Source organism: Methanosarcina sediminis (genome assembly GCF_052056915.1).
GTDB lineage: Archaea > Halobacteriota > Methanosarcinia > Methanosarcinales > Methanosarcinaceae > MTP4.
Map to the genome: position 1 here is coordinate 3896506 of NZ_CP195119.1, position 11446 is coordinate 3907951.

12 protein-coding genes are annotated in these 11446 nt (G+C 41.8%); 6 read left to right on the plus strand and 6 right to left on the minus strand.

Features of this window, described 5'->3' with window-relative positions; all coding sequences use genetic code 11:
• The first annotated feature begins 465 nt into the window (after positions 1-465).
• Positions 466-846 (plus strand): phosphate-starvation-inducible PsiE family protein, encoded by a 381-nt coding sequence (locus tag ACSAZK_RS17125; RefSeq protein WP_440957054.1) that lies wholly within the window; start codon positions 466-468, stop codon positions 844-846.
• A gap of 377 nt (positions 847-1223) precedes the next feature.
• Positions 1224-1910 (plus strand): hypothetical protein, encoded by a 687-nt coding sequence (locus ACSAZK_RS17130; RefSeq protein WP_440955225.1) that lies wholly within the window; start codon positions 1224-1226, stop codon positions 1908-1910.
• Positions 1911-2084: 174 nt separating this feature from the next.
• On the opposite strand, the gene ACSAZK_RS17135 is transcribed toward ACSAZK_RS17130, so the two are convergent.
• Positions 2085-2366 (minus strand): hypothetical protein, encoded by a 282-nt coding sequence (locus tag ACSAZK_RS17135; protein ID WP_440955226.1) that lies wholly within the window; start codon positions 2364-2366, stop codon positions 2085-2087.
• Positions 2367-2626: 260 nt separating this feature from the next.
• Here ACSAZK_RS17135 and ACSAZK_RS17140 point away from each other — a divergent pair, with 260 nt between their 5' ends.
• Positions 2627-3838: a DUF1015 domain-containing protein gene (locus ACSAZK_RS17140; RefSeq protein WP_440955227.1), complete on the plus strand. Its 1212-nt coding sequence runs from the start codon at positions 2627-2629 to the stop codon at positions 3836-3838.
• 182 nt (positions 3839-4020) lie between these two features.
• On the opposite strand, the gene ACSAZK_RS17145 is transcribed toward ACSAZK_RS17140, so the two are convergent.
• The 3 genes from ACSAZK_RS17145 to ACSAZK_RS17155 all read right to left on the minus strand — a co-directional run bounded on the left by ACSAZK_RS17145 (position 4021) and on the right by ACSAZK_RS17155 (position 6290).
• Complete coding sequence (locus ACSAZK_RS17145; protein WP_440955228.1) at positions 4021-4476, minus strand: hypothetical protein; 456 nt, start codon at positions 4474-4476, stop codon at positions 4021-4023.
• Between the two features lie 319 nt (positions 4477-4795).
• On the minus strand, positions 4796-5098 hold the full coding sequence (locus ACSAZK_RS17150; protein WP_440955229.1) for a hypothetical protein: 303 nt from the start codon (positions 5096-5098) through the stop codon (positions 4796-4798).
• 355 nt (positions 5099-5453) lie between these two features.
• The gene (locus tag ACSAZK_RS17155) at positions 5454-6290 is read right to left on the minus strand and encodes a CPBP family glutamic-type intramembrane protease (RefSeq protein WP_440955230.1); all 837 of its coding nucleotides are present in this window, start codon (positions 6288-6290) and stop codon (positions 5454-5456) included.
• A gap of 358 nt (positions 6291-6648) precedes the next feature.
• On the opposite strand from ACSAZK_RS17155, the gene rsgA reads away from it, so the two are divergent.
• From rsgA to ACSAZK_RS17170, 3 genes are all read left to right on the plus strand, one after another.
• Positions 6649-7746, plus strand: coding sequence for a ribosome small subunit-dependent GTPase A (gene rsgA, locus ACSAZK_RS17160; RefSeq protein WP_440955231.1), 1098 nt, complete (start codon positions 6649-6651; stop codon positions 7744-7746).
• A 524-nt stretch (positions 7747-8270) separates the two neighbouring features.
• Complete coding sequence (locus ACSAZK_RS17165; protein ID WP_440955232.1) at positions 8271-9476, plus strand: tetratricopeptide repeat protein; 1206 nt, start codon at positions 8271-8273, stop codon at positions 9474-9476.
• 715 nt (positions 9477-10191) lie between these two features.
• Positions 10192-10551: an STAS-like domain-containing protein gene (locus ACSAZK_RS17170; RefSeq protein WP_440955233.1), complete on the plus strand. Its 360-nt coding sequence runs from the start codon at positions 10192-10194 to the stop codon at positions 10549-10551.
• Positions 10552-10565: 14 nt separating this feature from the next.
• Here ACSAZK_RS17170 and ACSAZK_RS17175 read toward each other — a convergent pair whose 3' ends face one another.
• Together ACSAZK_RS17175 and ACSAZK_RS17180 are read right to left on the minus strand one after the other, a co-directional pair.
• Complete coding sequence (locus ACSAZK_RS17175; RefSeq protein WP_440955234.1) at positions 10566-11012, minus strand: N-6 DNA methylase; 447 nt, start codon at positions 11010-11012, stop codon at positions 10566-10568.
• 135 nt (positions 11013-11147) lie between these two features.
• On the minus strand, positions 11148-11384 hold the full coding sequence (locus tag ACSAZK_RS17180; protein WP_440955235.1) for an N-6 DNA methylase: 237 nt from the start codon (positions 11382-11384) through the stop codon (positions 11148-11150).
• Positions 11385-11446: the final 62 nt, after the last annotated feature.

The following is an 11446-nucleotide window of genomic DNA, read 5'->3' on the forward strand; positions in this document are numbered from 1 at the left end:
TTTAAAAGTCGTTTTAATTCGAGTTTTGGGGCTTACAATGTGATATAGTATATATAGTAAGCACTGATATATATCTCTAGTTATATATTTTGTTTTCCGATTATCTGTTCTTTTATAAAGTAAGGAAGTTTCTGGTCGTTAAGTCAATTCTTCGCTTCTTAGATATCAATACATGCCTGAAGAAACTGGAATCATATGAAGCAACTGGAATTTTCTGTTTCCTACTTTCCGGTATGACCTGGCCGGCCCTTTTTAAATGTGCATTTCTATTTCTTTTAATCTATATATTTGCATCGTAAAACATTAATCATTATAAAAAAGGCATATATATTTTAATGAGATTTGAAGTTTCATATCTTTTTACAGAAGCTTTGTCGGGAACTTTATACCGAAATTTCACAGGAGGGTTAAGAAATAGATCACGTACAAATATTCAAAAAAGTTATTGATTTTGTTACCACCTTCATCCTCTACGTACTTGTGCTGGCACTAATCCTGGGGATGGCAAAGACCCTGCTGGATTTGCGTTTCATCATGTTTGAGTCCCTTGATAGTGGATTCAGACATATAGTAGCCAGCGTCCTCACGATTTTCATTGTCCTCGATCTTTTCAAGACCTTCGTCGATTTCCATGAACACGACCGGATCAAACTTACCAACGTAGCCGATGCCACGATTTTGATTATCATGCGCGAACTTGCCCTCGGCCTCTATGCCAAGGAGTTCGAATATGAATTTCTCCTGAGCCTGGCGGTTTTGCTGCTGGTGCTGGGAATTATCCGGGTACTGGCAATTAAGTATTCACCTGACGAATCTCATGAATCTCGCCGCCCCTGCCCGGGATAGTAATGTATAACAATCAGGAGGGAGTAGCCCTTGACTAACCCTTCCCATCCTTTTTTGATTCACTTATAGGTTTCATGCAGGGATTATTATTCAGGTTACATGTGTGAAGGAACGTGCGTATTGCTTCTTTTTTTATATTGTTGCCGCCGCTGCGATGAGATTATTACCTAACAGATCCACAATTTAGATATTTTTTTCAATATTAGTACTATCCAGGTATCTTACCTCTTGCTACCGTTATGACACATTAAATCGCTGTTGTGTAGTCCTGCATCTGTGCGAGTAAAAATGACAACAATTCTATGTTCACAAAGAAATCTACGGGAAATATGTCAGGATGATTTGTTCTAAACGCAGTTTCAAAAAATATATCCCATATGAATAAAGAAGTCCATATATTATTTTTAATGGATTTTTGGTATGGGGGAAATATGAAACTAAAAGAGTGTACGGTATTTTGTCTGGTAATGGCTTTGCTTTTACTGAGTGCCGGGACAGCAACTGCTGACACGGCAATTCAATTTGGGATGACAGCGGATGGTGGGTCAGATGAACTTAAAAAAACTTCCTGTGCAACAAATTACTGGTTTTTGGGAGGTCCCGTAGTAAATGGGCTTTCCTTTGAGGGTGTTAAAAGAACAGATCAGGGAGCTTATATAATTCCTGCAAACAAAAAAATCATTTCCATATGCATCCCGCATTTTGGCTTTTTACATGGGGTTGACACTTTAGATACTGTCGGCGTGAAAAAAGTGGGTCCCGAATTTACCATTCCCCCAGGGGATGAATTTCTGGAGGACCTGGAAATCATAACTGCAAAGAAATATTTTAACAAGGATGTGACCTATCTTGGAAACGATGGCAGCATCAATTTTGGGGTGAGTGACGGAATCGATGACTGCTATGTGGTTCTGTGCGATATAAGTGATGCGGAGCCTCTAAGTACGGGTTTATACATTTTTGTTATAAAAGGCTGGATAGATGTGGAGGGTGAGGAAGAGTGGAGAGCTGCGGGTGTGCTTGTTAATATATATGTCCCGGAAAAATCGTCCTCAAAAAAGTGAGTAGTGAAAGTTACAAGTGAAATTGACTTAATGATGTGGAATCACCCCTTAATTCCACATTTTACCCTCTTTTTGCATTACTTTTCCTGAAAAACCTATCATCTTTTGAGACCGTTAAGGAAAACGAGTGGGTTCTTGCGAGTGTTCCTCATTAGGGGAAGGTAGTTTTTCGTATTATTCATCATCCTCTTTACTGAATGCTCCCCCTATCGCCATTCCAAAGAAAGTTCCAAGAGCAATTCCCGGGCCGATGTTGCCCATAATAATTCCAATTAGCATACCCAGCTGCATTCCCAGGGCAAGCCAGAGTCCCATTCGGTTCTTCTTCGCGAAATCTTTCGTGTATTTGCCAGTCCCCTTAGCCGTTTTTTCCATCCTTTTGTAGATCAGGAAAACAGCTATTGTGGTGACGATTAAAACAATTGTAACTGTTAATGCAATTGCCGGAGTGATCATTATTTTGAATTTTCTTCATTAGTATATAACTATTTTTAAGTGGATGGGTGTCATAGAAAATAATATTTTGCCGGGACTTATCATGTGGAGGACTTATCATGTGGAGGAGAATCTGGTAGCAGTTAAGAGTTAAGCGTTTGAAAAGTGACAGCTGAGAAGCGGTAGCTGAGATGTGGATTCCTCATTCCTTACTTTTTATATTTATTCTTAAGTAATGACCTTAGAAATCTTTATATCCTTTCTTCTTTTTTTCATTAACTATGACGCTGCATGTTCCTCACATTCTTCTTCCTAAGGGCAATTGGGAAGAGTGGGCAGTAATCGCTTGTGACCAGCACACCCAGGATATCGAATACTGGGAAAGGGTTGAAGCCTTTGTCGGAAATGCTCCTTCTGCCCTCAGGCTTATTTATCCGGAAATATACCTCCCGTTAGATGAAAAAAGGGTAAAAGACATTCATCAAGCCATGCGTGATTATAAAGAGATTCTTGTTGATCACGGTCCCTCTTTTATTCTTGTAAAGCGCTCGGTTTCAGGTAAGGAAAGAACCGGGCTGGTTGTCGCGGTCGACCTGGATGACTATGAATTCGATGGGTCCGATTCTTTTATCAGGCCAACTGAAAAGACAATCAAAGAAAGACTTCCTACAAGGGTCAAGATAAGAGAGGATGCGGAATTGGAACTTTCCCATGTCCTGGTCTTATATGACGACCCGGACTTTTCCGTTCTCCCCGAAATTACATCCGATCCTGTTTATGATTTTAACCTTATGGAAGACGGAGGCCACATCACCGGGTACAGGGTCAGTGATGAAAATGCAATAAAAGAAATTTCCGATAAAATCCAGGCCCTCGGGGGCCTTCTTGTAGGGGACGGAAACCACAGCCTTGCCGCAGCAAAGAGTTTCTGGGAAAGCATCAAAGGAAGCGTGCCTGACAAGCATCCTGCAAGGTATGCAATGGTCGAACTCGTAAACATTCATGACCCCGGCCTGACCTTTGAACCGATCCACAGGGTCGTAAAAGGTGTTGACCCCGAGGAATTACTCAAAAGATTCAACGCAAGGATCGTGGAATCTCATGTTTCGGAATCTCATGTTTCGGAATCTCATGTTTCGGAATCTCATGTTTCGGAACCTTCAGTTGCGGAATCCCCATCCGTTCATTCAATCGGATTCATTACAAAAGACAGGCGTGGTACCCTTGTCTTTGACAACCCCGGGCATGACCTGGAGGTTGAAACCCTGGACGAGATCATTGATGATTATCCGGTTGAGTATGAACATGATCCCGAAATTGTGGAAAAACTCGGAAAAGAGCCGGATAATATTGGTTTCTTCCTTCCTTCCTTTAAAAAGAGCGAATTCTTCTCTCTTATAGAAAAGAAAGGCGTCCTTCCAAAGAAGTCCTTTTCACTCGGAGAAGAAAACGAAAAAAGATATTATGTTGAGGCCAGAAGGATTACTCAATAACTTTTACCCAATATTTTTTTATTCAATAACTTTTTACCCGATATTTTTTTACCGATATTTTTCTGGACAATACCATTCCCAGTGCCGTACCAGGGGTCGAATCAAAACCCGGGACTAGTGGCTGTCTGCTTGTTCACTTTTCTTCCTTATATCTTCGGAATTTGCAGAAAGCTGCTGAATGATCATATCTCAGTTAGTGGTAACTGCCTCTTAAAATCCGGTAAATACCCTTCTCTATGTAAGGCTATTTTGTAGTCATTTATTGCTTTACATATTTTGTGTGTGAACTTGATGCAATCTTTGCCCACCTCTCCTTTGAATAACAGCTTTTCCGTTACCCCTATAAATTCTGGATAAATTAATACTAATTCTTCTTTAGTGTGTAGAAATAGAGCTGCAAAATCTCTGTGAATGGACATACTTCTTTTTAGCAGTTCAAAATTTAATTGATCTTCAGACAGGTAGTTCTTGAATTTTAAATATGTATAAAAGTCTGCTATATTCTGATTTAATGAGCTTAAAATTGAATACAACACGTTGTCAGTGTCTGGATGGGGAATATCCGGAAGGTCCAGATACTCACCAGCGTAATTTTCTTCCTCTCCCCTGGTCTGGTCACGGGTTGTTTCCTGGTCCATTTAATCTCTCCCCATTTAAAGAATCCCCGCTTAAAGAATCCCCACTTTAAGAATCTTTTCGTATTTCTGGCACTTTCTCTTTTTTATACTTGTTCACACTTCCATTAAATGCAATGATTTCTAAGCTTGAATTCTATATATAATGAATTCTGTCATTTTTTCAAAATACTTGAATGATTGTATAATCTTGAATATTTCATTATGTTAAAATCTTTTCATATCTTCAAATATACACAACCCATTGTATTTTTTAATGGCTCTCAAACCCCATCCTTGATTCTTAGAAACAGGCTTAACAGTAGACGGTCACCCTCAAACACTATTTTTTATTTTCCTTGTCGTCTGCCCCTAACGCCGATCCAATTGCCAGTCCCAGGGCAGGCCCGAGAGCAACTCCAAGAGCGATGTTATCCGTCATGAGGCCAATTATCAAACCCAATGACATGCCAAGGGCAAGCCCGGTCCCCATTGCATCTTCTTTCCTGTTCTCCTCCCCATAGCTTTTTGTGAATTTGCCGGTCTTATTGATCTTTTTTCCCAGACGGTAGAAAATGAGGGTGAGAACTATGGCAGCGGCAATTAAAATTATAACAATATGAGGAAAAGCCGGATTATCCATCATTATGAATTTATCGATTTGTTATAAAAAGAGTTTGTTGTGTCTTGAAATTATTTTGTCTTGAAATTATTTTGTCTTGAAATTATTTTGTCTTGAAATTATTTTACCACATTAATTCTATATGTGTATTATACTTCGCGGTAGACGTGATAAGGGAATGTGATTATGGTTTTCGCTGTTTTGCATGGGTTGTAAATAATTGATTAGTTAGAAAGTGTTCATGTTTGAGAGAGAAACACCGATCTTGCACGTGGTTTTTTACAGATAAATGCTAAATGTGTATCTATGTTTAAATGTGTATCTATTTTAGGAAATGAATATAAGTTACCCACTCGAAACAGCGAAGAAACAACCTCAATTAACTAAAGGTCTGGTTTGCCTGTCTTCTATAAGCTCTTATTCCTAATCCGATTAATAAGTAAAGAATTGAAGTAATGATCCCAAGGCTTGGTGAAACAAGAATTTCTTTTCCTGCTGCAATGCTGATAAAACCTAATATAATTAAAGGATTTACTAGCGAATCCTCTACCATATGTAATAAAACACCCGGCCAAATTGATTTTGTTACCCTAAAAAGTTCGATAAACATCACTGCCCAGCATACCATTGTTATAGTACCGACAATGAATAATGTAGCTCGACTGACAGGTAATACTGCTTGTATATCTGTTTCGGGTAAAAAGACCAGGAAATATGGAGCATGCCAGATTCCCCAAAGACCGCCAACTGTGAGATATATCTTCCAGTCATTAAAATTTAATTTGACGAGCTGTGAAGTTAGATAACTAAACAAAGGGGTCCCATCAAAAATATTTTTAATAAAATTAAATAACAGAGTACCGGAAAATATCAAAATAAAGGGTTTGAGATCGAAGGTTGATAAGTCGATCCACTTTGTTATAACTCCGATTATCAGAACTATTGCTGTTACAACAGGAAAAATCAAAACAGCAATCAAGTACCATTTTATGTTTCCTTTGAAATTCGGCTTGAAACCAATTTCATTCCAATCGCCCTTTGAAAATATAGTGATTGCAATTGCAGCCAGCATAGGTGTTACCAACCATATCCCCATACCAAGAGAATCACCCTTCGGTTGCTCGGTAAGGACAGAGTCCACAAGAACACCTATCCACCCACTGAGAATAACAACAACAATATATACAACAGTATTGCGAATAACTTTGTTATTCATGTAAACACCTCCCTATTTAGCAGATATACTATTCTTTACGTCACATCCCTGTGCCACTAAAGTAATGGGTTGTATTCAGAAATACCTTTGCCTTGAGACTCGGTTTTAATTCCAATCCTGCAAAGCATGACCTTCGAACGATGAGTATGCCGGTAACTCAAGATAACATGATTAAAAAATGGCCCCTTATGCTTCATATTGTAATGGCTGCGACTCTGGTGCCCCTTTCTGATAGTGTTTCCGTTTGCAGTCAAATCTCCTTTTTTATATTTTGTCAGTCCCGGCCCACTGCGTGACGGGCTGATGATAAATAATGAATCAAAAGACTTATCCATTTAAAATTGATAGTTTCTACTCAATGAATGACCATTCTGAAGCGGAAAGTCCGGGTCATGACCGAATGAAGGCTGTTCCCGGGTGGAATGAAGAGCTTGAATCGGCTTTTTCTGCCTACAAAGGCCCTTACATTGCCGGAAGAGTCGAATCCAGGCATAAAACGGTCTGCGACATCCTTATTCCCGGGGCTGCCGTGCAGGCGGGAATCTCTGGAGCACTCCTGCGGATAGGCAAGCAGCCGGTTGTTGGGGATTTCGTCGTTTTGCTGGACCAGCCGGAAACGGGCTCACGCCTGGTCGTAAATATCCTGCCCAGAAGGACTTGCCTTTCTAGAGGGGCGGCTGGAGAAGGAGGCGGGGAGCAGGTGCTTGCCACAAATATCGATACCATCTTCATTGTGACTGCAGCGGGAAAAGACCTCAACCTGCGAAGGCTCGAACGCTACCTTACCGTTGTGTATTCTTCCGGGGCAAACCCGGTGATACTGCTGAACAAGGCGGACCTTGCCGACAACCCTGCTCGCCTGGTCGAAAAAATACGGTCCATTGCAGGGGACGTGCCGGTAATCCCCCTGAGCGCCCTTTCAAAAACCGGGCTCGATGCCCTCAATCCTTATCTCAAGCCCGGGGAAACGGTGGCACTGATCGGCTCTTCAGGTGTAGGAAAATCCACGCTAATAAACGCCCTTTTTGACAAAACCGTCCAGAAAACCGCCGACGTCCGAAAAGACGATGATAAAGGTAGGCACACAACCACAGTCCGCCAGCTCTTCCTGCTCCCCAACGGTGCAATTGTCATAGACAACCCCGGAATAAGGGAAATCCAGCTCGGAGACTCTTCCGAAGGCCTTGAAAAAGCCTTTTCCGATATCATCAGTGCAGCCCAAAACTGCCGGTTCAAAGACTGCACGCACCATGACGAGCCGGGCTGTGCTGTCCTGCAGGCAGTGGAGGAAGGGCTCATTCCGGAGGAGCGGCTGGAAAGCTACCACAGGCTAACCGAAGAACTCGTTTTCCAGTCAAAAAAATCCGAAATCGGGCTGAAGCGGCTGGAGAAGGAAAAACACAGAGATATAGCGGTTACTATTAAAAAATACAGGAAATTTACGGGGAAGCCGTAAGGTGGATACTTTTTTATTCTGTTTAGATACAAAAGTCACCTGTTTTATGTAAGGTATGAGTGGCAAAGGTATGCTGGAACTGCTAAGAAGCTTAAAAGTTACCGATATAGATGGTAACTATTGGGGTAAAATTACCGATAAAGATGGTAACTATTAGCCTGAAATAAATGGAAAATTTAATATCTCGTTTTTTATACTTTTGCAGTCATGGCGCACTGCGTGAACTGAGCTGGAATAACCAGGGAAACAAAAGACTGTTATTAGCTATGGAAACTTTTGGCCTGAACGAAGGCATCACGCCCTTTTGTAGACAGCGCAGAGGAAGGAATCACACAGGAGAGTAAAAATAACCGTTATGCATGTCTGGAAAATGGCTTCCAGTTGATGGGGAATGATGACGAGGCTAAGAAGTTTATGTACATCGAGTGCTTTTTGCCTGAGAGGTCGTGAAGTTCGCCTGTTTTTTGCGGGAAACTTCCGGAAGGAGCATTTAATTCTAATACCCTGAGCTCCAATTTATCCCTATGTCCAGACAAGCCGAAGACTTGCTAAATAGGAATTTAAAGGATGCCTTTTCCCTCATTGAAAAAAAGAAGTACAAAAAAGCCCTTGAAAAACTTGATAAAGCCGAAAAACTTGCGGAAAAAGCCGAGAGGCTGGATCTTGTGTGCCGTGTCCTGCTGCAAAGGGGAGCAGCCATGGTTTCCATGGATAAACCGGATGAGGGCCAGGTAATATATGATAAAGCCCTGGAGATATTTAGGACTTCCGATTTAAATGAGCATGAGAATTCGGTTCTTCAGTTTACCCTTTCAAATACCTTCCAGAAGCTTGCAAGACATTTTAAAAAGACAGGCAGTGTCGAAAATGCAGAAAAGTGTTACCTGAATGAAATAAAGGTCCATGAGATTCTTCTAAAGAAATATCCCGAAGATGAGGAACCCGAAATGGAAATTGCCAGAGCTTACGATTCTATCGGGGATCTATATGAGGGTTCGGAACCAGAGGATATGGATCCTGAAACTGAAGGGCAGTATTACGAAAAAGTCCTGGACCTGAGGGAAAAAGCATTTGAGCTGCTTCCTGAAAGTGATATTTATAGAAACAAGCTTGTCCGGGTCCTTGGAAAGCTTACGGACCTCTATTTAACGCAGCAGGATTATGAGACTTCAATTCAGCTGCAAGAGCGTGTTGTTGAAGCCTTTGAAGAAATGATTGATGACCTGGCAAACTGGAAAGAATTAAGGGCCAAAGGAAATGCCTACGATAAACTGGGTTTCCTCTATTCGGAAATCGGAAAAGAGGAGCTTGCGGAGGATCAGTATTCGGAAGCCCTTGAGTACTACGGGATGATTTTCGATGATGAACTCTGGTCCCTTTCTGATAAAATGATGCTGGCTGACGAAATCATGGAACGTGGAAAGGACCTCCTCCTTTCAAAGAAATATGAAAGTGCAAAAGAATCCATGGACCTGGCCTTCGATTTCCTTGAAAACTTAGACAAAGAAGAGCTGGAAGAAATTGGAAAAGAATTCATGGATCTGGCCAATATTCTCTTTGGAGAAAGAGATGAAGAAGAGCTGGAAGACTCCAGCTATCTGACAGAATTGGCTGGGATCTCCAGGGACTACGCAAAAACTCTCTCAGACCTGGGCCGGAACAAAGAAGCAGAGGAGTTTACTGCAAGATCGGAAAAAATATTCGGGAAACTGGCTGAAAGGGGATCTTAAGAATAGAAACTCGAGTTTTAAGACTCCTTTTTTATTTTTTTTCTGTGTCGGCCTGTTGCGTGCACTTTCCCGGAACAACCGTAATTTCTAAAAGAAACCGAAATGAGCCCTCACATCATTTTGTTGTGAAGTTTCTTGAAAATCCAAAACTGGATTTGTAGGATGCTTGTTGAGTACCGGGACTCTCACCGGGCGCCGAAGGCGGCCGGCTTTTCCAGAAGTAAATTGAATAATAGAATGGAAAGTAAAAACGCCAGCGTAAATTAATGAAGAAAATATCACTGTACATGATTACATCTTTATGTGTCAGCTCTCAATTCAAAAAACTTACATGTGCTTTCTATTTTAACTTCTTTTTAATTTCAGTCAGGGAAAGGCCGGCCTTCGGCCGGTGAGTACTCCGGTACTCGATAAAAGCGGATCAAAATACCTGGCTTTGATACCTTTAATTCTACGATTAGACTCCGGTGCTTTTTCTAATAGTTCGGCGTCTGATTTTAAAATCTTATTTTTTATTTTTTGGCTGTGGCGGCCCACCACGTGCACTTTCCCGGAATTGCCGGAGTTATACTTCAAAGCTATCAGAAACCCTATCTCCTTTTTTATTCCAGAACAGATACAAAGAAGGGTATATGGTTTTATTATGAAGATGGTATAATTATCTTTCAAAAACCAGAATAACTCTAATGCAGGTTAGCTTTTCAAGGGAAATATCATGATTGATATCGTGAAAATCCGTGTAGCAGATTCTGTAGGAAGTGGTTTTTGTGTTGCTTCCGGGGATGGACAAAGAATACACGAGAAGATTGATGAAGCCTTCCACATAAATAAAAAAGTGAAACTCTCATTCTTAGAAGTAACCGATCTTACCGCTGCCTTCCTTAACGCAGCTATCGGACAGTTATACGGGAAATTTTCGGAAGAGTTTATTCATGCGAATCTTTCTGTTGAGGATCTTTCAAAAGAGGACCTTATTTTACTCAAGAAGGTCGTTGACCGTGCAAAAGGCTATTTCAAAAACCCTGAACCTTACAGGCTGGCAGTTCAGGATGTTATTGGGGAGAATGATGAATAAGCAATCCATCATATCTACTTCAACATCCCCTTCAATTCTCCAACATTCTCCAGAATCCGCCCTTCAATCTCCTCGATCTTCCGAATAATCACTTCCGGCTTCTCATACTCCACTTCTTCATACTCGATCTCTTTGTACCTGGAGATTGAAAGATCATAATTATTCGCCGTTATCTCCTCCGCAGGCACATAGAAACACTTCCCCTTCCTGTCCCCGGGATTTTCTTCTCTCCTCCTCCGGAAGCTCTCGATGATATCCGGAATATCCCCTTTCATGTCTGTCGGAGTCCGCTTATCGTCCAGGGAATACCCATCGGCTTCCATGTCGTAGAACCAGACCTTTTCCGTGCTCCCGCCTCTGGTGAAGATTAGGACCGCCGTGGAAACTCCAGCATAAGGCTTGAAGACCCCGGACGGCATTGAGACGATTCCTTCGAGCTGGCAGGTCTCAAGCAGCAGCACCCTAGTTCCTCTTCGGGAGCACGGTGTCCGTTTCGCTACGCTCAAGCGGACTGAAAACATTATTTTCAAAACCTATTTTTTATTTTTTGGCTGTGCTGGCCCGCTGCGTGAACTAAACCGGAACAACCTGAATCTTCAGCTCACAACTCCTTCATCGTCCAGGGAATACCCATCGGCTTCCATGTCGTAGAACCAGACCTTTTCCGTGCTTCCGCCTCTGGTGAAGACCAGGACCGCCGTTGAAACTCCCGCATAGGGCTTGAAGACCCCGGACGGCATTGAGACGATTCCTTCAAGCTGGCAGGTCTCAAGCAGCAGCATCCGCAGGTTTTTGTGGGCGGTCGAGCTTCCGAAGAGGACTCCGTCATGCATCCATGTTTATCGTGTCCATCTATGGTTTTTCACTGGAAATTCATTGACCTATGGACCAATTT

Excerpts from the sequence above, each read along its gene's own strand:
- ACSAZK_RS17130 (WP_440955225.1), top strand. The coding sequence starts at position 1,224 with ATGAATAAAGAAGTCCATATATTATTTTTAATGGATTTTTGGTATGGG.
- ACSAZK_RS17135 (WP_440955226.1), bottom strand. The coding sequence starts at position 2,366 with ATGATCACTCCGGCAATTGCATTAACAGTTACAATTGTTTTAATCGTC.
- ACSAZK_RS17140 (WP_440955227.1), top strand. The coding sequence starts at position 2,627 with ATGACGCTGCATGTTCCTCACATTCTTCTTCCTAAGGGCAATTGGGAA.
- ACSAZK_RS17145 (WP_440955228.1), bottom strand. The coding sequence starts at position 4,476 with ATGGACCAGGAAACAACCCGTGACCAGACCAGGGGAGAGGAAGAAAAT.
- ACSAZK_RS17150 (WP_440955229.1), bottom strand. The coding sequence starts at position 5,098 with ATGATGGATAATCCGGCTTTTCCTCATATTGTTATAATTTTAATTGCC.
- ACSAZK_RS17155 (WP_440955230.1), bottom strand. The coding sequence starts at position 6,290 with ATGAATAACAAAGTTATTCGCAATACTGTTGTATATATTGTTGTTGTT.
- rsgA (WP_440955231.1), top strand. The coding sequence starts at position 6,649 with ATGAATGACCATTCTGAAGCGGAAAGTCCGGGTCATGACCGAATGAAG.
- ACSAZK_RS17165 (WP_440955232.1), top strand. The coding sequence starts at position 8,271 with ATGTCCAGACAAGCCGAAGACTTGCTAAATAGGAATTTAAAGGATGCC.
- ACSAZK_RS17170 (WP_440955233.1), top strand. The coding sequence starts at position 10,192 with ATGATTGATATCGTGAAAATCCGTGTAGCAGATTCTGTAGGAAGTGGT.
- ACSAZK_RS17180 (WP_440955235.1), bottom strand. The coding sequence starts at position 11,384 with ATGCATGACGGAGTCCTCTTCGGAAGCTCGACCGCCCACAAAAACCTG.